At 68.3% G+C, this 24065-nt stretch carries 25 protein-coding genes and 2 tRNA genes; 11 read left to right on the top strand and 16 right to left on the bottom strand.

What is annotated here, in order from left to right:
• The first annotated feature begins 58 nt into the window (after positions 1-58).
• From VYI76_RS07465 to VYI76_RS07455, 3 genes are read left to right on the top strand one after another with little or no spacing between them, the layout of a single operon-like run.
• Positions 59-1690, top strand: a complete 1632-nt coding sequence (locus VYI76_RS07465) for a nitrite/sulfite reductase (RefSeq protein WP_326524140.1) — start codon at positions 59-61, stop codon at positions 1688-1690.
• Positions 1683-2084 (top strand): DUF934 domain-containing protein, encoded by a 402-nt coding sequence (locus VYI76_RS07460; protein WP_326524139.1) that lies wholly within the window; start codon positions 1683-1685, stop codon positions 2082-2084. Before VYI76_RS07465 ends, VYI76_RS07460 begins: the two co-directional genes overlap by 8 nt.
• Positions 2077-2841, top strand: coding sequence for a phosphoadenylyl-sulfate reductase (locus tag VYI76_RS07455; RefSeq protein WP_326524138.1), 765 nt, complete (start codon positions 2077-2079; stop codon positions 2839-2841). Before VYI76_RS07460 ends, VYI76_RS07455 begins: the two co-directional genes overlap by 8 nt.
• A 3-nt stretch (positions 2842-2844) precedes the next feature.
• Here the strand turns inward: VYI76_RS07455 and VYI76_RS07450 are convergent.
• The 4 genes from VYI76_RS07450 to VYI76_RS07435 all read right to left on the bottom strand — a co-directional run bounded on the left by VYI76_RS07450 (position 2845) and on the right by VYI76_RS07435 (position 5944).
• Positions 2845-2921, bottom strand: a tRNA-Pro gene (locus VYI76_RS07450).
• Between the two features lie 182 nt (positions 2922-3103).
• A tRNA-Ile gene (locus VYI76_RS07445) sits at positions 3104-3179 on the bottom strand.
• Positions 3180-3188: 9 nt separating this feature from the next.
• A complete protein-coding gene (locus VYI76_RS07440) occupies positions 3189-4220 on the bottom strand; it encodes a WalW protein (protein ID WP_326524137.1) in 1032 nt (343 codons plus the stop codon).
• Positions 4217-5944, bottom strand: coding sequence for a histidine kinase dimerization/phospho-acceptor domain-containing protein (locus VYI76_RS07435; protein ID WP_326524136.1), 1728 nt, complete (start codon positions 5942-5944; stop codon positions 4217-4219). The genes VYI76_RS07440 and VYI76_RS07435 overlap by 4 nt, the downstream gene beginning before the upstream one ends.
• Positions 5945-6117: 173 nt before the next feature.
• On the opposite strand from VYI76_RS07435, the gene VYI76_RS07430 reads away from it, so the two are divergent.
• Positions 6118-6582: an Lrp/AsnC family transcriptional regulator gene (locus tag VYI76_RS07430; protein ID WP_326524135.1), complete on the top strand. Its 465-nt coding sequence runs from the start codon at positions 6118-6120 to the stop codon at positions 6580-6582.
• A 59-nt stretch (positions 6583-6641) separates the two neighbouring features.
• Here the strand turns inward: VYI76_RS07430 and VYI76_RS07425 are convergent, their stop codons facing one another.
• Both VYI76_RS07425 and VYI76_RS07420 read right to left on the bottom strand, forming a co-directional pair.
• Complete coding sequence (locus VYI76_RS07425) at positions 6642-7928, bottom strand: tetratricopeptide repeat protein (protein WP_326524134.1); 1287 nt, start codon at positions 7926-7928, stop codon at positions 6642-6644.
• 147 nt (positions 7929-8075) lie between these two features.
• Positions 8076-8420 (bottom strand): hypothetical protein, encoded by a 345-nt coding sequence (locus tag VYI76_RS07420; protein WP_326524133.1) that lies wholly within the window; start codon positions 8418-8420, stop codon positions 8076-8078.
• 124 nt (positions 8421-8544) lie between these two features.
• Here VYI76_RS07420 and VYI76_RS07415 point away from each other — a divergent pair, with 124 nt between their 5' ends.
• From VYI76_RS07415 to VYI76_RS07395, 5 genes are all read left to right on the top strand, one after another.
• Positions 8545-9426: an alpha/beta fold hydrolase gene (locus VYI76_RS07415; protein ID WP_326524132.1), complete on the top strand. Its 882-nt coding sequence runs from the start codon at positions 8545-8547 to the stop codon at positions 9424-9426.
• Positions 9427-9466: 40 nt separating this feature from the next.
• Entirely contained in the window at positions 9467-10828 is a 1362-nt protein-coding gene (locus tag VYI76_RS07410; RefSeq protein ID WP_326524131.1) for an MFS transporter, read from the top strand.
• A complete protein-coding gene (gene cysK, locus VYI76_RS07405) occupies positions 10828-11748 on the top strand; it encodes a cysteine synthase A (RefSeq protein WP_326524130.1) in 921 nt (306 codons plus the stop codon). Before VYI76_RS07410 ends, cysK begins: the two co-directional genes overlap by 1 nt.
• A gap of 75 nt (positions 11749-11823) precedes the next feature.
• Entirely contained in the window at positions 11824-11970 is a 147-nt protein-coding gene (locus VYI76_RS07400; RefSeq protein WP_326524129.1) for a hypothetical protein, read from the top strand.
• 193 nt (positions 11971-12163) lie between these two features.
• Positions 12164-13558 (top strand): cell wall hydrolase, encoded by a 1395-nt coding sequence (locus VYI76_RS07395; protein WP_326524128.1) that lies wholly within the window; start codon positions 12164-12166, stop codon positions 13556-13558.
• A 29-nt stretch (positions 13559-13587) separates the two neighbouring features.
• Here the strand turns inward: VYI76_RS07395 and VYI76_RS07390 are convergent, their stop codons facing one another.
• The 10 genes from VYI76_RS07390 to fmt form a co-directional block, all read right to left on the bottom strand.
• Entirely contained in the window at positions 13588-15390 is a 1803-nt protein-coding gene (locus VYI76_RS07390; protein WP_326524127.1) for an acyl-CoA dehydrogenase C-terminal domain-containing protein, read from the bottom strand.
• A 7-nt stretch (positions 15391-15397) separates the two neighbouring features.
• Positions 15398-15817 (bottom strand): MerR family transcriptional regulator, encoded by a 420-nt coding sequence (locus VYI76_RS07385; protein WP_326524126.1) that lies wholly within the window; start codon positions 15815-15817, stop codon positions 15398-15400.
• A gap of 31 nt (positions 15818-15848) precedes the next feature.
• Complete coding sequence (locus VYI76_RS07380; RefSeq protein WP_326524125.1) at positions 15849-16349, bottom strand: hypothetical protein; 501 nt, start codon at positions 16347-16349, stop codon at positions 15849-15851.
• Positions 16346-16711 (bottom strand): phosphoribosyl-AMP cyclohydrolase, encoded by a 366-nt coding sequence (hisI, locus tag VYI76_RS07375; RefSeq protein WP_326524124.1) that lies wholly within the window; start codon positions 16709-16711, stop codon positions 16346-16348. Before hisI ends, VYI76_RS07380 begins: the two co-directional genes overlap by 4 nt.
• Positions 16712-16715: 4 nt before the next feature.
• Positions 16716-17228 carry a tetratricopeptide repeat protein gene (locus VYI76_RS07370; RefSeq protein WP_326524123.1) on the bottom strand — a complete coding sequence of 171 codons (513 nt, stop codon included), beginning with the start codon at positions 17226-17228 and terminating at the stop codon, positions 16716-16718.
• Between the two features lie 35 nt (positions 17229-17263).
• Positions 17264-18445, bottom strand: coding sequence for an RsmB/NOP family class I SAM-dependent RNA methyltransferase (locus VYI76_RS07365; RefSeq protein WP_326524122.1), 1182 nt, complete (start codon positions 18443-18445; stop codon positions 17264-17266).
• 323 nt (positions 18446-18768) lie between these two features.
• On the bottom strand, positions 18769-20226 hold the full coding sequence (gene guaB, locus VYI76_RS07360; RefSeq protein WP_326525055.1) for an IMP dehydrogenase: 1458 nt from the start codon (positions 20224-20226) through the stop codon (positions 18769-18771).
• Positions 20227-20294: 68 nt separating this feature from the next.
• Positions 20295-21098, bottom strand: coding sequence for an HpcH/HpaI aldolase/citrate lyase family protein (locus VYI76_RS07355; protein ID WP_326524121.1), 804 nt, complete (start codon positions 21096-21098; stop codon positions 20295-20297).
• A complete protein-coding gene (gene truA, locus VYI76_RS07350; RefSeq protein WP_326524120.1) occupies positions 21095-21847 on the bottom strand; it encodes a tRNA pseudouridine(38-40) synthase TruA in 753 nt (250 codons plus the stop codon). Before truA ends, VYI76_RS07355 begins: the two co-directional genes overlap by 4 nt.
• Complete coding sequence (gene fmt / locus VYI76_RS07345) at positions 21844-22788, bottom strand: methionyl-tRNA formyltransferase (protein ID WP_326524119.1); 945 nt, start codon at positions 22786-22788, stop codon at positions 21844-21846. Before fmt ends, truA begins: the two co-directional genes overlap by 4 nt.
• Before the next feature lie 55 nt (positions 22789-22843).
• Between fmt and recR the strand changes: the two genes are divergently transcribed.
• Together recR and def are read left to right on the top strand one after the other, a co-directional pair.
• On the top strand, positions 22844-23440 hold the full coding sequence (gene recR / locus VYI76_RS07340; protein WP_326524118.1) for a recombination mediator RecR: 597 nt from the start codon (positions 22844-22846) through the stop codon (positions 23438-23440).
• Positions 23441-23474: 34 nt separating this feature from the next.
• The gene (gene def / locus VYI76_RS07335) at positions 23475-23999 is read left to right on the top strand and encodes a peptide deformylase (protein ID WP_326524117.1); all 525 of its coding nucleotides are present in this window, start codon (positions 23475-23477) and stop codon (positions 23997-23999) included.
• Positions 24000-24065: the final 66 nt, after the last annotated feature.

Below are 24065 nucleotides of genomic sequence, written 5' to 3'. Positions count from 1 at the left end.
CCCTCCGTCGCGCTGGCGCGCGCCACCTCCCCTTCGAGGGGAGGATTTAGGAAAGACAATGTACAAGTACGACCAATATGATCAGGCGATCGTCGATGCCCGCGTCGATGAATTCCGCGATCAGGTGGCGCGCCGCCTGTCGGGCGCGCTGAGCGAGGACCAGTTCAAGCCGCTGCGGCTGATGAACGGGCTCTACCTTCAGCTCCACGCCTATATGCTGCGCGTCGCCGTGCCCTATGGCACGCTCGACAGCCGCCAGATGCGGATGCTCGGCCACATCGCGCGCAAATATGATCGCGGCTACGGCCATTTCACCACCCGCCAGAACATCCAGTACAACTGGATAAAGCTGGAGGAAGCACCTGATATCCTTGCCGATCTGGCGACGGTCGAGATGCATGCGATCCAGACCAGCGGCAATTGCATCCGCAACATCTCGTCCGACCAGTTCGCCGGCGCGGCGGCCGACGAGGTGACCGATCCGCGCCCTTGGGCCGAACTGATCCGGCAGTGGAGCACGTTCCACCCCGAATTCAGCTACCTGCCGCGCAAGTTCAAGATCGCGGTGATCGCCAGCGACACCGATCGCGCGGCGATGCGGCTGCACGACATCGGCCTCCAACTGGTCGAGCGGGACGGTGCAATCGGCGCGCGATTGTTCGTCGGCGGCGGAATGGGCCGAACGCCGATGATAGCGCCTGAAATCAACGGATTTGTTCCTTCTTCCGAGATTCTATCGTATCTTGAGGCGTGCCTGCGCGTCTACAATCGCCACGGCCGCCGCGACAATATCTACAAGGCGCGGATCAAGATCCTGGTCCACGATCTGGGCGCCGAGGAATATGCCCGCCAGGTTGCCGATGAACATGCCGGGCTGATCGCGCTCGACCTCGATCCCCCGGCGATCGAATTCGAGCGGATCACCGCGATGTTCGCGCCGCCGGCCTTCGAAACGGGCGGATCGGATGCGATCGACCGCAGCGATCCCGACTTCGCTGTCTGGGTCGATCAGAATGTCTCCGCCCACAAGGCGCCCGGCTACAGCGTCGTCACGATCAGCCTGAAGCCGACCAGCGGCATCCCCGGCGACGCCACCGCCGATCAGATCGACGTGATGGCCGATCTCGCCGAACGGTACGGCTTCAACGAACTGCGCGTGACGCATGCCCAGAACATCGTACTGCCGCACGTCGCGACGCGAGACCTGCCGGCTGTATGGGGCGCGCTGGCGGACGCTGGCCTGGCCGACGCCAACCTCGATCTCATCAGCGACATCATCGCCTGCCCCGGGCTCGACTATTGCAGCCTCGCCAACGCGCGGTCGATCCCGGTCGCACAGAAGATCGCGACGCGCTTCGCCGATCTCGGCCGCCAGCGCGAACTGGGCGAGCTGAAGCTCAAGATCAGCGGCTGCATCAACGCCTGCGGCCACCATCATGCCGGGCACATCGGCATTCTTGGCGTCGACCGGAAGGGGACGGAAAACTACCAGTTGCTGCTCGGCGGGTCAGGCGCGGAGGACGTCAGCCTGGCGAAGATCACCGGCCCCGGCTTCGACGAGGACGGCGTGGTCGATGCAATCGAGAAGGTCACCGACCTTTACCTTGCGCGGCGCGAGGGCAACGAACGCTTCCTCGATACCTATCGCCGGCTGGGCATGGAGCCGTTCAAGGAGGCGATCTATGGCTGATGCAGCCGAAGAACCCTGCGTCACGCTGGAGGCGTTCGTGACCCAGGACGACGCGACCGCGGTGCGCGTCGAGGCGGGCGACGATGCGCGCGCGTTGCTGCCCTTCCTCGACAGGCTGACCCTGGTGGAGGTGGCCTTCCCGACCTATCGCGACGGGCGCGGATATTCGGCGGCACGGATCCTGCGCGAGGCCGGCTATCGCGGCACGTTGCGCGCGCAGGGCGACGTGCTGATCGACCAGATCCCGTTCATGCAGCGCTGCGGCTTCGATGCCTTCGCCCCCCAGGCGCCGATCGACGAAGCCGTGCTGGCTCGATCATTGGCCCGTTATGCAGAGGTCTATCAGGGCGCCGCCGACGCGCGGGCGCCGGTATGGAGGCGCCGGCATGGCTAGCGCCGCACGCCGGATCGACACCATCGACGTCACGCCCGCCTTCACCGCCGACGACGCCGCCGCGTTCGAGGCGCGGTTCGACGGCGTGCCGACGCAGGCGATGCTCGCCGAGTTGATCGGCGGCGCGCTCAAGGGACGGATTGCCGCGGTATCCTCGTTCGGCACCGAATCCGCAGTATTGCTCCACATGATCGCGCAGATCGATCGCGGCACACCGGTTATTTTCACGAACACACAGAAGATGTTCGGCGAGACACTTGTATATCGCGATGAACTTTCCGAGCGGCTGGGCCTCACCGACCTGCGCGTCTATCGACCCGATCCGAAGCTGCTCGCGGCCAGGGACGCGACGGGGCTGCGCTGGTCCTACGACCCGGATGGCTGCTGCGATCTGCGCAAGGTCGAGCCGTTGCGGCGGGCGCTGGCGCCGTTCGATGCGTGGATATCGGGCCGCAAGGGCTTTCAGTCGGGCACCCGCCGCGCGCTGCCCCGGTTCGAGGAGGACGAAGGCCGGCTGAAGCTCAACCCCCTCGCCGACTGGGACAAGGCCGCGCTCGACGCCTATTTCGCGGCGCACGACCTGCCGCGCCACCCGCTGGAGGCACAGGGCTATGCCTCGATCGGCTGTTCGCCGTGTACCAGCAAGGTCAAGCCCGGCGAGGATCCCCGCGCCGGCCGCTGGCGCGGCTGGGACAAGACCGAATGCGGCATCCACACCGCGGTGGGCGACGACGATCCCGAACAGCCGAGTTTCTGAAGTTGGTCGGGGAGACAGGATTCGAACCTGCGACATCCTGCTCCCAAAGCAGGCGCGCTACCAGACTGCGCCACTCCCCGTCCGTATGCCGCCGATAGCGAACCGATCGGCATCGCGCAACCGGACCGACCGGCATGTGTGCAAGCGGAGGGCCGACGAAGCCGCTTCGGCGCAAACGGGCGACCGATCACTGGATAGGGTCGCGGCAAAGCCGTGCCGTCGAATGGTGCTGATCGCGCCCGCCGCCGATCGCCGTACGCGCTGGTGGGCCCGGCAGGACTCGAACCCGCAACCTAGCCGTTATGAGCGGCCAGCTCTAACCGTTGAGCTACAGGCCCACAGCGCAGCTAGCCCGATACGGGCGTGCCGGTATCCGCGCAAGGGCAGGGAAGCGCCGCTAGCAGTTCGTCGTGTCCGACCGCGCGGACGCCGTGGGTAGCGAGCAGGGTCAGTACCGCGTCCCACCATCGCCAGAAATCGGCCAGTTGCGCGGCGTCCTTCACATAGGGTGTGTGGCCGGGCACCAGCGACGGCGAGTGGAAGCTGAAGTTGAGCAGCGCCAGCCCTTCGCCCAGCACGATGCGGACCGCTTCAAGCGCCTCGTCGAGCGGCATTTCCTCCGGCGTCAGGGCGATGCGATTGACCAGGCCGAGACGCGCGAGAGCACCGACACCTCCTGGCAGCCGCTCGGCGAACCGGTGGAGCACCGGACCGGCGCTTCGCAGGTGACCGGTATAGACCGTGGTCAGCGGCAGTTCGACGATCCCCGCCGTGCCGGTGCGAAAGGCGTGGTTGCCGATCCCGACATAATCCGGCCCGCCAAGCCGGGCGTAATCATAGCGCGCGCGCATCGAACTGTCGGCGCGATAACCCTGGCCCGCGAGGAGATCGAGCGTGTTCGGCCCCAACCCGTAGCGCCCCGCGCGGTAGATTTTCGGCGGCTGGACAAACGCCTCCCCGATCGCGCGCGTCAGGGTAACGAGCTTTGCCGCCTCCAGAGCGCGGGGCAACGCCCCGGCAAAGCTTGTCGCGGCGTCGGCCAACTCGTCATATGGCGGGTTGACCCAGGGGTGAAGCTGCGCGCCCACCGCGCCGTCGTGATCGGCGATCGCGCGCCGGATCGGATCGATCGCGGCCGGATCGGTCGCGATCGGGTGATCGACGAGATAGGTGAGCGGGGTGCCGAGCGCGGCAAACCGGCGGGCGGCGGCGGGGATCGCCGCGGCCGCGGTCACCGAGCGCTGATCGCGATCGAACGGGGCGCTCCAGTCGAATTCCTCCTCGGTATCGACGAAGATGGTATAGCGCTGGCCGAAGTCGGCGGGCCAGGCGATGGCGTCGTTCGCCGCGGGCGGTGTCGGCCGGAAGCCGGCGCTCACGTTCGGCTCGTCGCCCGGCCGGTCGCATTCGCCTGCGCGGCGGGCAGCGTCAGAACGACGCGGCCAGCCTCTATCTCCAGCCCGCCGCCCAGCTCGCGCGCCAGATTGCGTACAAGCCGCAACGCGAAGCCGAGCCCGAGCAAGGTGGCCGGGCTGTCCTCGTCATCGATCGCGTAGAGCGCCGCCGTGTCGCGCCCGGCGAGCGAGGCGGGGCGATCGATCGTCATGTTGATCAGCTCGCCGGTCGCGCCTCCGACCGTCACCGTGACCACCTCCCCCTCGCCCGCCGCCCCGATCAGCGCGCCGAGCAGGCGCGAGACCAGCCGTTCAAGCGCGATCGGATCGGCATGGACGCCGGCATCGGCACCCGCGATGCGCAGTTCCGCCCGCCGCGCCGAAACCAGACCGGCAAGCCCGTCTGCGACACCGGCGAGCAGAGGAGCCAGCGGTACGGTTTCGGCCCGCAGCGTCAGCGCGCGCCCGTCGAGCCGGGCGGCGGTGTCGAGATCGTCGATCGCGGCGAGCACACCGCCGGCATCCGAACGGATCAGCACCGCCTGGTCGCGATGCGCATCGATCACCGGGCCGAGCAGCTGATGCTCGATCATTTCCGAGAAGCCGGCGATCGCATTGGTGGGAGTACGCAGTTCGTGGACGAGCTGGCGCAGCGCATCGATGAAAGGCGGCGCGACGGAAGCGGCGCCCAGCGCCTCGTGCGGCAGGGGCCTTCGTCCGCTGCCGCGATAGCCGGTGAAGCGCCCGCTCGATGCCTCAAAACCGGGCGTCGCGGAGATCAGCCAGGTGCCGGCGGCGGCTCCCTCCCCGCCGATCAGCAGCCTCGCATCGGAAAAGCGGGCGCGACGGCGGAACGCGCCCGACGCGATCCCGTCCGCGCCGATCCCGCCCGGCTGCGCCGCGCGCGCGATCTCCATTCCGATCACCGCGCCGCGGGAAATCCCGTCGACCCGGCGGATCACGCCGGCGTCATCGGTCTCGAAGCGGAACGCCGTCTCGGCGTCGGGACCTGTCGCCACGTCGGGCGTGCTGGCCGGAGCCGACTGCTGTTCCTGGCGGCGCTGGAACGCTTCGAGCCGCGCGACAACGTCGGCGATGCGAAACGTGCCTTCGCCGGAAGGCACCTCGTTGTCGTTCCCCAGGCCCAATGCCTCCGCCACGACGGGAAGGCCCAGCGCGACCTTGCCGACCGCGACGAAAGGACCCGTATCGGGGCTGGTGGCGGGCGCCGCAGGATCGGCGGCAGGGACGGTGTCTTCGATCGCCACGGCGTCCTGGCGGCTGTCGCCGGCGATGACGAAATCCACGGAACCGAAGCTGGCGAGCGCCACCTCGACCTCATGCCCCAGGTCGCGACGGTGGCGCAGCACGGCACGCGCGGTGGGCGTCAGCGAGGGCAGCAACGCGATCCAGTCAGCCGGGGCGAGCACCGCGCTGCGCAAGAGGGGCGCAGCGATCGCGATCTCGTCCTGCACGAACAAACGCACAAGCGCCGGCGGCGGCGACGCACCGAACAGCGCACGGGCGCTCGCGGCACGGACGTCGGCGGAAACAAGGTCGCGCAGTTCGGCGAGCCGGGCTATCGCCCAGTCGGCGGACACCCGGCCGCGACCGACCAGATCGACCAGTTGCCGCCACATCGCCGCGCGCGACGCAGGGGTAGCGGTATCGGCCGCGCGGACCGTGTCGAGGATATCGTCGAACCGCAACCGCCCGCCCCTTCGCCGACGGCGTCATTCGCCGCCGTAACCAATTCTTAACGCGGCCAGGCGGCGGAAGGAAACAGGATATTTCGGGACGTGCGGATGTGGGACAATTGCGTTCGGACGTAATTTTATTATCCTCGCCGCCACGAATCATGCAATGAAATTGGGGTGAAGCGATGGCCTTCGATCGTATCGACCGTCAGATCCTGGCGCTGTTGCAGGATGACGGCCGGATGACCAACGTCGAGCTGGCCGAGCGTGTCGGATTGACCGCACCGCCGTGCCTGCGCCGGGTCCGCGCGCTGGAGGAACAGGGCGCGATCAGAGGCTATCACGCCGCGCTCGACCCGGCGAGCCTCGGCTATACGATCACGGTGTTCGCCATGGTGAGCCTGAAGAGCCAGGCCGAAGCCGATCTGGCGGCGTTCGAACAACATGTCGCGACGATCCCCGAGATCCGCGAATGCCACATGCTGAACGGTGAGATCGATTTCATCCTGAAGATCGTGGCGACCGACCTGCGCAGTTTCCAGGAACTGCTGACGACGCAACTGACCCCCGCGCCCAACGTAAGCCACGTCAAGACGTCACTGACGATCCGCACGGCGAAGGCGGTGCCGGGCATCCCGGTCGCGGCCTGAAGAAAAAAAGGGGACGGCCACGGCCGCCCCCATTCGATCGCTGGACAGGATCGCCCGGCTTACTGACCGGCCGCGGGGGCCGCGCCGGCCGCCATGTCGAGATGCATGAGCCAGAAGACCGCGAGATCCTTGCGCGGGCCCGCCGCGGTGATCGCCTGGAACGCCGCCTTGGCCTGGTCGCGCTGGCCGGCCTGGGCATAGGCAACGCCCAGGTGCATGTTGGCCTCGGCCATGTCGACGCTGCCCTTCTGCATCGCCAGCTGATACATCTCGATCGCCTTGGCGGTGTTGCCGAGGCCGAGATAGGCATCGCCGGTCGCCAGCGCGGTACGACCGTTGGCGGCGGCGCGCGCCTTGGTCTCTACCGCGGACAGCGAGCCGTCGTTCTTCAGCGCGGTGTTCACATCGGCGTAGAGCCGCGTGACGCTGGCATCCGACGCGGGCAGCTTGCCGATCGCGCGGCCCTCGTCGATCACCGTCTTCGCTTCGCCGGGCAGACCGGCGAGATAGGCGAGATCGGCATATTCGAGATAATCGCCGCGATCGGCGAGCGCCTTGGTCGCGCGCAGCAGGCGGAACAGGTCGAGCTGCTGGCCGCGATCGAGCTTGGCCGCCGCCTTGTCGCGGCCGTCGCGGTAGATCAGGATAGCCTCACGCCAGTTCTTGGGCGTGGGATAGGCCGAAACCTTCTTCTGGAGCCAGTCCGACATCGCGGCCGAGTCACGGCCGTAGGTCCGCTGGATCGCGTAGTTGTACCACTCTTCCGGTGCCTTGCGGCCGGCGGCACCCTCGTCCGCGATCGCGCGGTCGATCGCGGCCAGACCTGCGGCGACATTGCCCGTTTCGACGTTCGCCATGGCGATCTGCAGCGAAAGATTCTCGTTCTTGTACCCAAGGTCGCGTGCCTTGGTCAGATACGGGAGCGCCTCGGCATATTTCTTCTGCTGGAACGCCGCCTGGCCGCGGAAATAATTATATTGCGGAACCGCATCCTGCGGCGTGCGCGGATTGACGATCAGCACGTCGAGGATCGGCGAGAGCTTCTGCACGTCGTTCGACGGCGCGGTCGCCTGAAGCCTGAGTGCAGCGACGATGTATTTTTCGTCGTCGCTCTGCGCGAGCGGCTCGGCGGTGGCGAGATGCGTGAGCGCGGTCGGGTAATCCTTTGCCGCGAGCGCCTTCTGCGCTTCGGCGACTGGCTTGCGGACGGGCTCGGACAGCTTCAGGCCGCCGCCCTGCTCGCCCTTTTTGGCCTTCTTCTGCGCGGTGGCCGGCTCGACCGCGACAGCCGACACGACGCCGGTCGCCAGCACGGCGGCGATCGCGAGTTTCGAGATAAACGACATGGTGCTCAATCTCCTCATGCGGCCCTTGGCAGGCTTCGCATCCTCCTAGTTGGCGGCGCGGCCATCGGCAAGCGATCCGCCGCAAGCGCCATGGAACCCGGACAATGAACCAGTTTTGAACCGCTTAGGAGCAGCCGGGAGGAGAAGTCAGGCCGCGGCGGGCTCGACCGCGATCAGCGCGCAGCCGGCATAGCGCTCGGCCTCGGGCTCGTAGAGGCCGCTGATCGCGAAGTCGCGGCCGGTCAGCCGCAGGTCACTAAGCCCCGTCACCTTGAAGCTGCCCAGCCGCTCCTCACGCGGAAGCATGCCGTTGCGCGCGACCGTGACGGCGTCGACATAGACCTCGCCGTGGCGGGTATAGACGACGTGCGGCGCCAGTACGACCTTGTCGCGATTGTAGGTGGCGTTCACGCACCGCCGGCGCACCACCGCCTCCAGGATGATCGGCATTGGAGCGGAAGGTGCAGCGTCGGGTTCAGGCATGGCGGACATCGCACTTGATATAGCGTTCATGTTGCACCGCAGCAAGTCGCGGATCGGGGCTTGCCCGTTCCCGCGCCGGAACGGTGCCGCCGCGCGGCACGTTCTGCGATGCACATCCCCGATGGAGACAATCATGCCCCATATCAAGACGCGTGACGGCACCGACCTGTATATCAAGGACTGGGGCGAAGGGCGGCCGGTGGTGCTGATCCATGGCTGGCCGCTGTCGGCGGACATGTGGGATGCCCAGGCGATGGCGCTGGCCGACGCGGGTTTCCGCACCATCGCCTATGACCGCCGCGGTTTCGGCCGGTCGGGTCAGCCATGGAGCGGCTACGACTATGACACGCTGTCCGATGATCTGGCGGACGTTCTCGAAGCGACCGGCGCGACCGAGAACGTCACCCTCGTCGGCTTCTCGATGGGCGGCGGCGAGGTCGCGCGGTACATGTCGCGCCATCGGGGCAAGGGCGTGATAGCCACCGCGCTGCTGGGCTCCATCGTGCCGTACATGCTGAAGACCGACGATAACCCCGACGGGGTGCCCGAGGATCAGCTCCAGCAGATCGCAGATGGGATCAAGGAGGATCGCGCGCATTTCTTCCGCTCGACCTTCTTCCCGCGATTCTTCGGAGCCGGCATCCTGAGCCACCCGGTCAGCGACGAGGTGATCGACACCGCAACCACCATAGCGATGCAGGCGGGCCTGAAGGCGACGCTGGCCTGCGCCGATTCGTTCGGCCACACCGATTTCCGCGGCGACCTGTCCGCTTTCGACGTGCCGACGCTAATCGTCCATGGCACCAGGGACCAGACGGTCCCGATCGACGCGACCGCGCGACAGGCGGCCAGGAGCATCGCCGGAGCGCAGCTCGTCGAGTATGATGGCGAGCCGCATGGACTGACCGAGACCTGCGGCGGGCGCCTGACGAACGACCTGCTGACCTTCCTGGGCGATCCAAACCAGCGCAGCTTCGTTGCGGCAAACAAAAGTTCGGAGCCACTGAGCGCCTGATCGCATTGCGCGGCGGCGGGCTGTCCGCCAAAGGGCGGGCATGGCCGACGCCGCACCCCACCCGTTCCGCATCCATAATTTCCGCGCTTATTGGCTGGCGCGTTTTTCCAGCACCTTGGCCCAGATGGCGATGGTCATCGTCATCGGGTGGCAGGTATATGACATTGCCCGCGAGACGATGGGCATCAAGGCGGCTGCGTTCCAGCTCGGGCTGGTGGGCGTCGCCCAGTTCCTGCCGCTGCTGTTCCTTTCGCTCTATGCCGGATGGGTGACGGACCGGATCGACCGGCGGTGGATCGCGCGCGGTGCCGTCGCCCTGGAGGCGTTTTGCGCGCTGTCGCTGGGATGGCTGACCTGGACGGACCATATCACGCTGCCGGCGCTGTTCTCCATCGCCGCTCTGCTGGGCGTGGCGCGGGCGTTTGCCGGCCCGGCGCTGGGCGCGCTCGCCCCCAATCTGGTCCCCAAGGCAGTGCTGCCGACCGCGATCGCGCTGAGCTCGATCGCGTGGCAGTCCGCGGCGGTGCTCGGCCCGGCGGCAGGCGGCTACCTCTACGCCGCGGCGGCATGGGCACCCTATGCGGTCTCCGGCGCGATCTTCGCCTTCGCCTTCGTCATGCTGCTGCTGATCGGCCCGGTGCCGCGCAATGCGATCACAAGCCAGGGCAAGCCGTGGGAACAGATGATCGACGGGCTGCGCTATGTCCGCCGCAACCGGATGGTGTTCGGCGCGATCAGCCTGGACCTGTTCGCCGTGCTGCTCGGCGGCGCGACGGCGATGCTGCCGATCTATGCCCGCGACATCCTGCAGATCGGCGCCGAGGGACTCGGCCACCTTCGCGCCGCACCGTCGGTGGGCGCGGTGGTGGTCGCGCTGTGGTTCGGCATCCGGCCGCTGAAGACCAATGTCGGCGTGAAGATGCTCTGGTCGGTCGCGCTGTTCGGGGTCGCCAACCTGCTGTTCGGCCTCTCCGCGCCGCTGTTCGTCCCCTTCTTCGGCGCCGCGGCGGTCGGGCATGATCTGGCGCCGGCGGTCGCGTTCGCGCTCGTCTGCCTGTTCTTCGTCGGGGCGACCGACATGGTGTCGGTCTATGTCCGCCAGTCGCTGATCCAGCTGCACACGCCCGATGAGATGCGCGGGCGGGTCGGCGCGGTCTCGACGTTGTTCATATCCGGATCGAACGAGCTGGGCGAAGCGCGCTCGGGCTTCCTCGCCGCGCTGATCGGGCCGGTCGTCGCGGTGGCGGCGGGCGGCATCGCCGCGGTGGGGGTGACAGCGCTATGGGCGCGGTGGTTCCCCGAACTTCGTCGTGCCCGCACCTTCGATCCGCCGGATGAACTCTTGATCCTGGAGCCAGACGCCCCCAATCCTCCCGTGATCCCTGCCAAAGGAGCCCAGTAATGAAGGTCAATTCGGTCCTGGAGACCATCGGCAACACGCCGCACATCCGCCTGTCGCGCCTGTTCCCCGACGCGGATGTGTGGGTGAAATCCGAACGATCGAACCCCGGCGGGTCGATCAAGGACCGCATCGCGTTGGCGATGGTCGAGGCGGCGGAAGCGTCCGGAGAGCTAAAGCCCGGCGGCACGATCGTCGAACCGACCAGCGGCAACACCGGCGTCGGCCTGGCGATGGTCGCCGCCGTCAAGGGTTACAAGCTGGTGCTGGTGATGCCCGAGAGCATGTCGATCGAACGTCGCCGGCTGATGCTCGCCTATGGCGCGACCTTCGACCTGACACCGCGTGAGAAGGGCATGAAGGGCGCGATCGAGCGCGCGCTGGAAATCGTCGAGCAGACGGCGGGCGCCTGGATGCCGCAGCAGTTCGAGAACCCCGCGAACATCGACGTCCACGTCCGCACGACGGCGCAGGAAATCCTTGCCGATTTCGCTGACGCGCCGCTCGACGCGGTCGTCACGGGCGTCGGCACCGGCGGGCACATCACCGGCGTGGCGGAGACGCTGAAACAGCATTGGCCGGCGCTGAAGGTGTTCGCGGTCGAGCCAACACTGTCGCCGGTCATCTCCGGTGGCCAGCCGGGGCCGCACCCGATCCAGGGTATCGGCGCCGGCTTCGTGCCGAAGAACCTGCACACCCAGGCCATCGACGGCGCGATCCAGGTGGATGCGGGGGACGCGAAGGAGATGGCGCGTCGCGCCGCGCGCGAGGAAGGGTTGCTGGTCGGCATCTCATCGGGCGCGACGCTCGCCGCCATCGCGCAGAAGCTGGCCGACCTGCCCGCCGGCAGCCGCGTGCTGGGCTTCAACTACGATACCGGAGAGCGGTATCTGTCGGTGCCGGATTTCCTGCCCGAAAGCTGAGCGGCGCCGCAGCCCTTGCCACGAGTCCGCGATCCGATATGATCGCGGGCAGAGGGGCGTCCGTCCGGGGGGACCATGCGCAATGCGTTGATCTGCGTCGGCGTGATGCTGGCCCTGCTGCTGCTTTGGCCGATCGCCTTTGCGCGCCCGGATCGCGCCGCTGCCGCCGAGATCGGCGGCGCGACGGTGACGATGCGGATCCCGCCGCCGCAGGCGCGGTAACGAAACCTGCTCCCATCTCCGTTCGTGCTGAACTTGTCGAAGCACCGTCCTTCTTTCGTACCGCAAATCCTGTCGCGCGAAGAAGGGCGGCCCTTCGACAAGCTCGGGGCGAACGGCCAGGCGCGAGCGCCGCATGATCTGACGTGGCGAGTTTCGCTTTGTCCGCGAACTGGTCTATGGCGCGCGACCGCGCATGACCCCTAACCCCTCTCTCTCCCTGCCGCGCTGGATCGTCGCGGTGCTGGCGATCCTCGCCATTGCCGCACTGGCGGTGCCGGCAGTCATCGTGCGCACCGCGCCGAAGCTGCCTCCCGTCGCCGAACGCGCACGGCATGCCACGCGCGTCGTGCCGAAGGCGGAACTGCCGCCGGTCGAACCCACCGCATTCGTCGATCTCGCGCCCAAGGACGCGCGCGCGTTCAACGCGACCGTCCCCTTCTCCACCGCGCCCAATCCGGCTGCCAGGCCGTTCCTGCTGACCGGCGACGCCGCGAGCAAGGCGCGGGCGATCGACTGCCTCGCCGCCGCCGCGATCTACGAAGCGGGCGACGACGCGGTGGGGCAGAAGGCGGTGGTGCAGGTGGTGCTCAACCGCGTGCGCCACCCGGCCTATCCCAGCAGCGTGTGCGGTGTCGTGTTCCAGGGCTCCGAACGGCGTACCGGATGCCAGTTCACCTTCACCTGCGACGGCGCGATGATGCGCGCCGTGATGCCGGCCGCCTGGCTGCGCGCGCGGAGTGTCGCCGAGGCCGCATTGACCGGCGCGGTCGATCGCCGCGTGGGGCACGCCACCCATTACCATACCGACTGGGTGGTGCCTTACTGGTCGTCGAGCCTCGACAAGATCGTCGAGGTCAACACGCACCTGTTCTTCCGCTGGACCGGGTGGTGGGGTACGCCGCCGGCCTTCACCAGCCGCTATACCGGCGTCGAGCCGGCGATCCCGCAACTCGCCGCGCTGTCGGAGGCGCACCGCGCCGCCGCGGCCGAGGCGGGGCTCACGACGGCCACGCTCGATCCCGCGCTGCTCGAAGGGGCGGCGATCCCCAAGGGGCTGGAACAGGACAGCGGCACCTTCCTCGTCACGCTTGACGCCAGGCTCGCGCCGGAAAGCTTCCCGGCGCTCGCCCAGCGCGCGTGCGGCGACCGTCCCTATTGCAAGTTCATGGCGTGGAGCAGCAAGGCGGCGACGCCGGCCGCGCTGCCGGTCACGCCGGTGCAGCAGCGCGCGATGTCGTTCAGCTACCTGCGCGACCGCGCCTATGGCTTCGAGAAGCCGTTGTGGAACTGCACCGAGTACAAGAGGCCGGAACCGAACCAGTGCATGAAGGCACAGGTTTCGATCACCATGGCGCCACCGCCGACCACCGATTTCACCTATGACGCGACGCCGGGCAGCGCGCTGCGGGCGATCGCCGGCGCGGCCGGCTCGCCCCCTGCGCGACCGAGCGGCCCCGATCCGCTGACCGGCGTGCGACGCAAGACCGATCCCGACGCGCCGGTGCCGATGAGCGGGCCGGCGGCCGCCCCGCCGCCGCCGGTACGAACGACTGCGCCGAAGGGGGCGGAGACGACGAAAGAGCCCTGAAGCCCAGTCATTCCCGCAAGCGCGGGGGCTTACACCGTCGCGAACATCTCCGGATCGAGCGCCATCACGCTTTCCGCCCCGCCCTCGATCTTGCGACGCAGCGCGCCGGCATCGGGCAGGAAACGTTCGGCGTAGAAGCGCGCGGTGACCAGCTTCGCTTCCAGGAACTTCGCGTCACCCTCGCCCGCATCGAGCAGTCGAACCGCGGCTTCCGCCATCCGCAGCCACATCAGCCCGACCGCGACCAGCCCGGTCAACGTCATGTAGCTGTAGGCGCCGGCGCCGACATTGTTCGGGTTCTGCATGCCGTTCGCCATGAACCACATCGTCGCGGCCTGAAGTTCACCGAGCGCCTTTTCGAGGCGGCCGGCGAAATCTGCGGTCCTGTCGTCGCCCTTGGCCGCAGCGCATTCCTCCGCCACCAGCCTGAAGAAAGCCTGCACCGCCCGGCCGCCGTTCTGCGGAAGCTTCCGACCGACCAGATCCATCGCCTGCACGCCGTTGGTGCCTTCATAGATCATCGAGATTCGGGCATCGCGGACATATTGCTCCACGCCCCATTCGGCGATGTAGCCGTGCCCGCCGTAGACCTGCTGCGCGTTGGTGGCGACAGCATAGCCCTGGTCGGTGCCCAGCCCCTTGATGACGGGGGTGAGCAGGCCGATCAGATCGGACGCCGACTGGCGCTCCTCCTCGGTTGCCGCGCCATGCTCCAGATCGACCAGCAGACCGCCCCACAGGCACAGCGCGCGCAGCCCTTCCACCATCGCTTTGGATTCCATCAACATGCGGCGCACGTCGGGATGAACGAACAGCGTGTCGGCCTTCTCGTGGGGTTCGGCCGGGCCGGTCAGCGCGCGACCCTGACGGCGGTCCTTGGCGTACTGGACGGCGTTCTGGAATGCGACCTCGCCGATTCCGACACCCTGCAGGCCGACGCCAAGGCGCGCGGCGTTCATCATGATGAACATCGCGGCAAGGCCCTTCATCTCCTCGCCGACCAGCCACCCTGTGGCGCCGTCATAATTCAGGACGCAGGTGGCGTTGCCGTGGATGCCCATCTTGTGTTCGATCGAGCCACACGACACCGCATTGCGCGCGCCGAGCGAGCCATCGTCGTTGACCAGGAATTTCGGCACGACGAACAGGCTGATGCCCTTCGAACTGTCGGGCGCCCCGGGCGTCTTGGCCAGCACGAGGTGGATGATATTGTCGGTCAGATCATGCTCGCCGGCCGAGATGAAGATCTTGGTACCGGTGATCGCATAGCTGCCGTCCGCCTGCGGCTCCGCCTTGGTCTTGATGAGGCCCAGGTCGGTGCCGCACTGCGGCTCCGTCAGGTTCATCGTGCCGCCCCATTCACCCGAAACCATCTTGGGCAGGTACTGCGCCTGCTGTTCCGGGCTGCCCTTCGTCATCAGCGAGGCGACCGCGCCATGGGCGAGGCCGGAATACATGGCAAAGGCCATGTTCGCCGAGATCATATATTCCTGGAACGCGGTGGAGATGACATGCGGCATCCCCTGCCCGCCGAACTCGGTCGGGGCGCTGAGGGTGCACCATCCGCCCTCCACGAACTTCGCATAGGCTTCCTTGAAGCCGTCCGGCGTCGTCACCGATCCGTCGGGATGGCGCGTGCAGCCCTGCTGATCGCCGGACAGATTGAGCGGGAACAATACCTCGGCGACAAAGCGGCCGCCTTCCTCCAGCACCGCATCGACCATGTCGGGCGTCGCATTCTCGAACCCCGGCAGGCCGGCATAGCGATCCAGGCCGAGCACGGCGTCGAGGACGAAGCGGGTTTCGCGTACGGGCGGGGTATACTGGGGCATCTTGTCCTCAATCCTTGTGCGTAATGGTCCGGAGCAGGGCGACGAATTCCTGCAGTTCGGCGATCGCCGCGTCTATATCGGTCTTCTGGCGTTCGAGCAGGTCGATACGATCGCGGCATTTTTCCAGCGTCACCTGGCGCTGCACCTGGCGACCGTCGCCGATATCATAGAGGTCGATCATCTCGCGGATCTCGCCCAGCGAGAAGCCGACGCGCTTGCCGCGCAGGATCCACGCCAGCCGGGCGCGGTCGCGGTGGGAGTAGATGCGGGAGAGACCGCGTCGCTCGGGCGCGATCAGCCCCTCGTCCTCGTAGAAGCGCAGCGCCCGCGCGGTGACGCCGAATTCGGCCGATAGATCCGAAATGGTGAAATGCGCGCGATCGGCACGTTCCGCGATGGGCGCCAGTGCTAGATCGGAGCCGGACATGAGCGCTCGCTACCTTCCCCTTACGTGAACGTCAATCTGCCGCACAAGGCAGTCGCCCCCTCGGATCGCGCATCGTCGCCGCTTCCGCCGCCGAGAGGCTGAGTCGCTCGACGTCGAGCGAGGCGAAAGTCGCCCGACCATTGCACAGGCGGGCGCAAGGAGCCGGCGGGGTCGCTGGGAAGCGAACATGGTCGCCGTCGAAGCTCGCGTCGAGCGTACAGCCCCCGCCGAGATCGATCTGAAGCCCGCTGCCCGACCGGCGTACGCTGCCCGTACCGGCGCAGCCGATCCCCTCACCATAATCGACCACCGCACCGATCCGGTAACCGCCGCCGCGTTCGACGACGCACAAGCGGTCGGTGTCGCGGGCGTAGAGGCCGACGAGGTCGCGGTCGGCGGGATCACGGACAAGGCCGCGGGCGATCGCGGCGGTTTCCAGGTCCGGTGCGGCGAGCCCCACCGGTCCGGCCTCCCCGCGCGGGCAACTCGCCACGGCGAGGAACAGCAACAGCGCGAAGACGGCGCGGATCATGCGTCGCGGATCAGCCGGCCGTCCTCGATCCGGCGGTAGAAGCAACTGGGTGCGCCGGTGTGACAGGCCGGGCCAGCGGGCTCGACACGGAGCCAGACCGCGTCCTGATCGCAATCGATCCGCGCCTCGACCACCCGCAGGACGTTCCCCGACGTCTCCCCCTTCTTCCACAGCGCCTGGCGGGAGCGTGACCAGAAGGTCGCCTCCCCGCCCTCCAGCGTCGCCGCCAGCGCTTCCGCGTTCATGTGGGCCAGCATCAGCACCTCGCCGCTGCCGGCATGGGTGACGACGGCGGTGATCAGGCCGTTCGTGTCATAGTGCGGGTCGAGCGTGGTCCCGCTTTCCCGCATCCCTGCGTTCATGACGTCAGTTATTGCCCTTTTCCTGCGCGTCCTGCTTGGCAACCTGGGCCGCCGCCGAAACGATCGGCGGCCCCTTGGCGATCACCGCGGCGAGTTGCGTGCCCTCCGCACAGGTCTTGGGGCACAGCTTCTGGATGCGCGCGAGATTTTCCCTGGCGCGTTCGACTGCCCCCTTCTGGACCATCGCCTCACCCTGCCCCTGCAGCGCCGCGACGTCATTGGGTTCGACGGTTAGCGCCTCGCGGTACAAGCGGATCGCCTTGCCGGGCAGGTTCTGCGCGCGGGCGATCTCGGCCAGCGTCAGGTACGCGGCGCGGTTGCGCGGATCGACGACCAGCGCGGTTTCGATCAGGTCAGTCGCCGCGGCGAGATTGCCCGCCGCGCGCGCCGCCTTGCCCTTTTCGAACAGCGCCACCGACCGTGCATCGACCTGATCGTCGCGGCGCTGCCCCGACAGCGACGTCGAAAGCGAAAGCAGGGTCAGGCCGATCGCGGCCCCTACCGAAAGATAGCGCATGAAAAACTCCCACCGGGGCATCGCGCCCGAAACTATCACGGCGCACGCAGCCGTGCGACAAAAAAGCCGTCGGTCCCGTCATGCGCCGGGGTCAGCCGTGCGCCCGCGCGGTGCGGCGTGCCGACGTCCGCCGGCACCTCCGCCCGCCAGCCGGGCATGCGGGCGAGGAAGGCGTCGATCTGGTCCGCCCCTTCGGCATCAAGCAGCGAGCAGACGATCCATGTGATGGAACCGCCGGGCTTCGCCAAGGTGGCGGCAAGATCGAGCAGCCGCGCCTGCGTGGCGACGAGCCGTTCGAGGCGGGCGTGGGTGAGCCGCCAGCGCGCCTCCGGGTTGCGGCGCCACGTGCCGGTGCCGGAGCAGGGCGCATCGACCAGCACGACATCGGCCGCGCCGCGCAGATCGGCCAGCGCGGAGGCTTCCTCGCCCGGATCGAGCAGGCGCGCCTCGACGATCGAGACGCCGGCGCGGTCGGCGCGCGGCTGGAGCCGCTGGAGCCGGGCGCGATCGGTGTCGGTGGCGACGATCCGGCCGTCGTTGCCCATCGCAGCGGCGAGGGCCAGCGTCTTGCCGCCAGCGCCCGCGCACAGATCGATCACCGTCATGCCGGGCGCGGCGCCGGCGGCGGCGGAGACCTTCTGGCTGCCGGCGTCCTGCACCTCGATAAGCCCGCCCTCGAACGCCGGCGAGCGTTCGACCGGCGTATCGGACGGCAGGCGCAGGCCGGCGGGCACGCCCGCAATCGGCTGGGCATCAGGGAACAGCGCCTGGACGTCGGCGCCGCTGCCCATCAGCGTGTTGACGCGGATATCGAGCGGCGCGCGATCGAGCAGCGCGGCAATCTGGACGGCGTCGAGGCCCGAACGCTGAAGCGCGTCGCGCAGCCACGCGGGGGCGAGGCCCCGGATCGCGACCGGCTCCCCGGCGGCGATCGCGGCGGGACCATAATTGCTGCCGTCGAATGTCTCGGCGATGTCCGGCCTTTCAGAGGCGAGCGCGAGCAGCGCGGCGCGACCACTCGCCGGACGCTCGCCGAGCAGGCGGATCGCATCGTAGACGAGGCTGCGGATCGCGCGGCGATCCTTCGACCCGGCGAAGCGGCGCGTCGCGAACCAGCGCGCGATCAGCGTATCGGCGGCGGGGCCGCCGTCGCGGGCGGAAACGACGATCGCGTCGAGCAATTCGATCGCGGCCTGGGTGCGGGCGGCGGGGGTCATGTCAGCGAAACACCGTCGATGTTGACACGCGGTTGACGCCAGGACGCGTGTTTCGCCGCTGTGCTTGCGCAGCGGCAAACACGCGCAACGACGCGTGACCGACCGGTAGCGGGTGGGGATAGCGGTGCATCATAATCGGGTGGAGCAAATCAATTCCAACATTGCCAGCGGTTTGTTTGGTGTGAACGACCTCCAAATCCTCTCCTGCAAGGGGAGGTGGCAGGCCGCAGGCCTGACGGAGGAGCCGGATAGGGTAACACCGCTCCACCACGCGCTGCGCGCGCGGTCCCCCTCCCCTTGCCGGGGAGGATTTGGGAGAAGGATCAGCGCGTCGGGTAGTTCGGTGCCTCGCGCGTGATGGTGACGTCGTGGACATGGCTTTCACGCAGGCCGGCGCCGGTGATGCGGACGAACTGCGCGCGCAGCTGGAGATCCGCGATCGTCGCCGAGCCAGTATAGCCCATCGCCGCCTTAACGCCGCCGACCAGCTGGTGGATCACCTCGCGTGCCGAGCCCTTGAACGGCACCTGACCTTCGATCCCCTCGGGCACCAGCTTGAGCTGGTCCTTGATATCGCCCTGGAAATAGCGGTCGGCGGAGCCACGGCCCATCGCCCCGACACTTCCCATACCGCGATAGGATTTATACGCACGGCCCTGATAGAGAAAGGTTTCTCCCGGCGCCTCCTCGGTGCCCGCGAGCAGCGATCCGACCATGCAGGTCGATGCGCCACCGGCCAGCGCCTTGGCGAGATCGCCCGAAGTGCGCAGGCCGCCGTCGGCGATGACGGGAATGCCGGATTTCGCCGCCGCTTCGGCCGCGTTCATCACCGCCGTGAGCTGCGGTACGCCGACACCGGCGACGACACGGGTGGTGCAGATCGAACCCGGACCGATGCCGACCTTCACGCCGTCGGCCCCGGCATCGATGAGCGCGCGGGTTGCTTCGGCGGTGGCGACGTTGCCCGCGATCACTTCGACGCGGTTGCTGAGCTTCTTCACGCGCTCGACGGCGCGGGCGACGTCCTTGTTATGGCCATGCGCGGTGTCGATGACGACCAGATCGACCTCGGCATCGATCAGCGCCTCGGTCCGCTCGAAGCCCTTGTCGCCCACGGTGGTCGCGGCGGCGACGCAGAGGCGGCCCGCGGCATCCTTGGTGGCGGAGGGGTAGGTCACCGCCTTCTCGATATCCTTCACCGTGACGAGGCCGACGCAGGCGTAATTCTCATCGACGACCAGCAACTTCTCGATACGGCGCTGGTGCAGCAGGCGACGTGCCTCATCCTGCGTCACGCCGGCGGCCACCGTCGCGAGATTCTCATGCGTCATCAGTTCGGCGACGGGCTGGCGCGGGTTCTCCGCGAAGCGCACGTCGCGGTGGGTGAGGATGCCGACCAGCCGGCCCGACCCTTCCGTCACCGGAATTCCGCTGATCCGGTGCCGCTGCATCAGTTCCTGCGCCTCGGCCAGCGTCGCGTCGGGGCGGATGGTGATCGGGTTGACGACCATGCCGCTTTCGAACCGCTTGACCGCCTTCACCGCCGCGACCTGCTGATCGACGTCAAGGTTGCGGTGGAGCACGCCGATGCCGCCCAGCTGCGCCATCATGATCGCCATCGCTTCCTCGGTGACGGTATCCATGGCCGAGGACAGGATCGGGATGTTGAGGTCGATGCCCTTCGACAGCCTGGTCCGCGTATCGGCGCCCGACGGCAGCACCTCGCTCTCGGCCGGCAGCAGCAGAACGTCGTCGAAAGTGAGGCCGAGGGGAATGTCGATCATGGGTGTGCCAGTTCGTTCGCGAGTCGAAGGTTGGCGGGCCATGTAACCGCGCTTACCGCGCGCCGCTAGTGGGTGACCCGCGCGAGCAGGTCGCGGGCCTGCGCGACGTGCATCGCCTCGATCATCCGGTCGCGGAAGCGCTCGGCACCGCCCGCGAAGGCCTCGACGAGGGCGCGGGCATCTTCCACTTCCTCCTTGGTGGGGCCGAAGGCGACGTTGGCGACGGCGATCTGGTTCGGATGGATCAGCGACTTGCCGTCAAAACCCAGCGCGCGGCCGGCGCGGCATTCGGCGTCCAGTCCGGCGGCGTCGGCGAGCGCATTGAACACACCGTCGATCGCCCACGCGCCGCCCGCCCGCGCGGCGAGAACGATCACCTGGAGGCTCGCCGACAGGCTGTCGCGTGATGCAGAGGGCGGAATGCACAGTTCGGCGCGCAGATCGTTGGTGCCAGCAATGAGCCCGGCGACCCCGGCGGCGGCGGCGATGGCGGGCGCGGCGAGCACGCCGCGCGGCGTCTCGATCATCGCGAGCAGCGGCTTGTTCGTGGCGGCTGCCACGGCGGCGCAGGCATCGGCATCCTCCGCCTTGGGGAGTACCACCCACCCCGCGGCAGACCCCGCCACCGCCTTCAGATCGGCGGCATGATCCGCCGTGCCGACGCCATTTACGCGGATCGCGACGAGGCGGTCGCCGAACCCCTGCGCCACTGCGGCGACGGAGGCGGTGCGGGCATCGGCCTTGGCATCCGGCGCGACCGCATCCTCCAGATCGAGGATGACCATGTCGGCGTCGAGCGTCCGCGCCTTTTCGATCGCGCGCGGATTCGACGCGGGCAGGAACAGCGCGGTGCGCGGGGGCTGGGTCACGGTTTCTCTCCCGGATAATCGGCGCGGACGAAATAGAGGCCGTCGGGCGGCGCATTGTGGCCAAGCGCGGCTCGGTCGCGCGCTTCCAATGCCGCGCGCATGTCGGCGGGGCCCCATTTCCCCTCCCCCACCAGCGCAAGGCAGCCGACCATCGAGCGGACCTGATGGTGCAGGAACGAACGGGCCGAGGCGCGGATCACCACCTCCCCGCCCTCGCGCGCGACGTCGAGCCGGTCGAGCGTGCGCAGCGGGCTGTCCGCCTGGCAATGCGCCGAGCGGAAGGTGGTGAAGTCATGCCGGCCGATCAGGTGCGCCGCGCCCTCCGCCATCGCGGCGGCATCGAGCGGGCGGGCGATCTGCCATGCAAGCCCCTTGTCCCAGGTCAGCGGCGCGCGGCGATTGACGATGCGATACTCATAGTGGCGCGCGGTGCACGAGAAGCGCGCGTGCCAGTCGTCCGCGACCGGCTGACACGCGAGGATCGCGACCGGATCGGGCCTGAGCAGGGCATTCAGCGCCTCCATCAGGCGGAACGGCGCGATCGGGCGGGCGATTTCGCAGTGCGCGCGCATGGCCAGCGCATGGACGCCGGCATCGGTGCGGCCGGCGGCATAGACCAGCACATCCTCGCCGGTGATCTTGCTCGCGGCCTGTTCGATCGCCTTCTGGACGCTGGGGCCGTGCGGCTGGTGCTGCCAGCCCATGAACGGGCGGCCGTCATATTCGATGGTGAGCGCGAAGCGAGTCACAATTGGGTGCCGGGGGGAATGGGCAGGCCGCGAAGCAGATCGGCGGCGGGCATCACGCCGCGCCCCGCGCGCTGGACGAGGGTCGGGCGGATCGCGCCTTCCGAGCAGGCGATGGTCACGGCGTCGTCCACCACCGTTCCCCGGCGGAGGCCGGGGCCCAGCGCCGGATCGGCCGAGGCTGGGCCCCGGCCTTCGCCGGGGCACATGCTTGCTTCAAGGACACGAACCCTCTCGCCCGCGAACTCGAACCAGGCGCCGGGGGGATTGAAGGCGCGGACCTGGCGCTCGACGTCTTCGGCGGTGCGGGTGAAGTCCAGCCGCGCTTCCGCCTTGTCGATCTTGGCGGCATAGGTGACGCCTTCCCCCGGCTGGGCGATCGGCGGAAAGGCGGTGAGATCGGCGAGCACCTCGACCATCAGCGCCGCCCCGAGCGCTGCGAGTTCCCCCGTCAGCCCGCCTGCCGTCTTGCTGTCAATCGGCGTGCGCGCCTCGGCACGGACCGGGCCGGTGTCCAGCCCTGCTTCCATCTGCATGATCCCGACGCCGGTCTCCACGTCGCCGGCCAGGATCGCCCGCTGGATCGGTGCGGCGCCGCGCCACCGGGGCAAGAGCGAGGCGTGGATGTTGAGGCAGCCGTGTTTCGGCGCGTCCAGCACAGCCTGCGGCAGGATCAGGCCGTAGGCGGCGACCACCGCGACGTCGGCGTCGTGCGCGGCGAACTCCGCCTGCGCCTCGGGAGAACGCAGCGATGCCGGAGAGAACACCGGAATGTCGCGCGCTTCCGCCCTGACATGCACCGGCGACTTCACCAGATCACGCCCGCGCCGCCCGCCGGGGCGCGGCGGCTGGCTATAGGCCGCAACAACCTCGTGCCCGGCCTCCACCAGCGCATCAAGCGCGGGAACGGCGAAATCGGGGGTGCCCATGAAGACGATCCGCATGGCGGCGCTTCGACACGCTGGCGCGCGGCGACGCAACCCCTTATCTGTTCCCGATATGGCTTCCCCCGAGATCGAGGCGCTGACGAGCGCGCTGGCGCGGCTGCCGGGCCTCGGTCCGCGATCGGCCCGGCGCGCGGTGCTGCATCTGCTCAAGCGGCGCGAGACGACGCTCGGCCCCCTGCTCTCCGCGCTGGAGGCGGTCAATGCGCGGCTGGCGACCTGCCAAGTCTGCGGCAACGTCGACACGTCGGATCCGTGCGCGGTGTGCGCAGACCCGCGCCGCGACGCGCGATCGCTGTGCGTGGTCGAGGAGGTCGCCGACCTGTGGGCGCTCGATCGCTCGCGGCTGTTTCCGGGACGGTTCCATGTGCTGGGCGGGCGACTGTCGGCGCTGGAAGGCGTGCGACCGGAGGATCTCAGCATCGACGCCCTGGTCCGCCGGATCGAGGGCGGAGGGATCGACGAGGTGGTTCTGGCGATGAACGCCACGCTGGAGGGGCAGACGACCGCGCATTACCTGGCCGAGCGGATCGAGCGGTTTCCGGTGCGAGTGACACAGCTGGCGCACGGACTGCCGGTGGGCGGCGAGCTGGACTATCTGGACGAAGGCACACTGGCGCAGGCATTGCGCGCGCGGCGCCCCGTCGCTTGACGCGGAGCCGCCGGCGGGGTTAGCCGCTGGTGTCATGACCGTAATGACCATCTACGAGATTCCCGACGCCGTGCTGCGCGAGGTCGCCCAGCCGGTCGACGCCGTGACCGACGAGGTCCGCACACTGATCGACGACATGTTCGAGACGATGTACGCCGCGCGCGGCATCGGCCTGGCCGCGACGCAGGTCGGCGTGACGAAGCGCGTCGTCGTGATCGACCTGCAGGAAGGCGAGGACGACGAGGGCAAACCGATCCGCGACCCCAGGGCGTTCGTGAACCCTGAAATCCTGTCGACCAGCGACGAAACCTCCAAATACAACGAAGGCTGCCTGTCGATCCCCGAGCAATATGCCGAGGTCGAGCGACCGGCGCGGTGCCGGGTGAAGTGGCTCGACCGCGACGGCGCCGTGCACGAGGATGAGATGGACGGGCTGCTTGCCACCTGCATGCAGCACGAGATCGACCATCTGAACGGCGTGCTGTTCATCGACCATATTTCGCGGTTGAAGCGCGAGATGCTGGTCAAGAAGTTAAACAAGGCGCGGCGCGCGGCCTGACGATCCAACTCGCGGGGCGGGAATGGAATGGTGCGGCGAACCGCCTGTCGCACTCCGCTTGCCGTG

Origin of the sequence: Sphingomonas sp. (assembly GCF_035910975.1) — a bacterium.
In the GTDB taxonomy this organism is placed as follows: domain Bacteria; phylum Pseudomonadota; class Alphaproteobacteria; order Sphingomonadales; family Sphingomonadaceae; genus Sphingomonas.
The sequence above is the reverse complement of the archived record's forward strand: the minus strand, read 5'-3'. Positions and strand labels throughout refer to the sequence as shown.

Coding starts and splice junctions, on each gene's coding strand:
- VYI76_RS07465 (WP_326524140.1), top strand. CDS start 59: ATGTACAAGTACGACCAATATGATCAGGCGATCGTCGATGCCCGCGTC.
- VYI76_RS07460 (WP_326524139.1), top strand. CDS start 1,683: ATGGCTGATGCAGCCGAAGAACCCTGCGTCACGCTGGAGGCGTTCGTG.
- VYI76_RS07455 (WP_326524138.1), top strand. CDS start 2,077: ATGGCTAGCGCCGCACGCCGGATCGACACCATCGACGTCACGCCCGCC.
- VYI76_RS07430 (WP_326524135.1), top strand. CDS start 6,118: ATGGCCTTCGATCGTATCGACCGTCAGATCCTGGCGCTGTTGCAGGAT.
- VYI76_RS07425 (WP_326524134.1), bottom strand. CDS start 7,928: ATGTCGTTTATCTCGAAACTCGCGATCGCCGCCGTGCTGGCGACCGGC.
- VYI76_RS07420 (WP_326524133.1), bottom strand. CDS start 8,420: ATGTCCGCCATGCCTGAACCCGACGCTGCACCTTCCGCTCCAATGCCG.
- VYI76_RS07415 (WP_326524132.1), top strand. CDS start 8,545: ATGCCCCATATCAAGACGCGTGACGGCACCGACCTGTATATCAAGGAC.
- VYI76_RS07410 (WP_326524131.1), top strand. CDS start 9,467: ATGGCCGACGCCGCACCCCACCCGTTCCGCATCCATAATTTCCGCGCT.
- cysK (WP_326524130.1), top strand. CDS start 10,828: ATGAAGGTCAATTCGGTCCTGGAGACCATCGGCAACACGCCGCACATC.
- VYI76_RS07400 (WP_326524129.1), top strand. CDS start 11,824: ATGCGCAATGCGTTGATCTGCGTCGGCGTGATGCTGGCCCTGCTGCTG.
- VYI76_RS07395 (WP_326524128.1), top strand. CDS start 12,164: ATGACCCCTAACCCCTCTCTCTCCCTGCCGCGCTGGATCGTCGCGGTG.
- VYI76_RS07390 (WP_326524127.1), bottom strand. CDS start 15,390: ATGCCCCAGTATACCCCGCCCGTACGCGAAACCCGCTTCGTCCTCGAC.
- VYI76_RS07385 (WP_326524126.1), bottom strand. CDS start 15,817: ATGTCCGGCTCCGATCTAGCACTGGCGCCCATCGCGGAACGTGCCGAT.
- VYI76_RS07380 (WP_326524125.1), bottom strand. CDS start 16,349: ATGATCCGCGCCGTCTTCGCGCTGTTGCTGTTCCTCGCCGTGGCGAGT.
- hisI (WP_326524124.1), bottom strand. CDS start 16,711: ATGAACGCAGGGATGCGGGAAAGCGGGACCACGCTCGACCCGCACTAT.
- VYI76_RS07370 (WP_326524123.1), bottom strand. CDS start 17,228: ATGCGCTATCTTTCGGTAGGGGCCGCGATCGGCCTGACCCTGCTTTCG.
- VYI76_RS07365 (WP_326524122.1), bottom strand. CDS start 18,445: ATGACCCCCGCCGCCCGCACCCAGGCCGCGATCGAATTGCTCGACGCG.
- fmt (WP_326524119.1), bottom strand. CDS start 22,788: ATGCGGATCGTCTTCATGGGCACCCCCGATTTCGCCGTTCCCGCGCTT.
- recR (WP_326524118.1), top strand. CDS start 22,844: ATGGCTTCCCCCGAGATCGAGGCGCTGACGAGCGCGCTGGCGCGGCTG.
- def (WP_326524117.1), top strand. CDS start 23,475: ATGACCGTAATGACCATCTACGAGATTCCCGACGCCGTGCTGCGCGAG.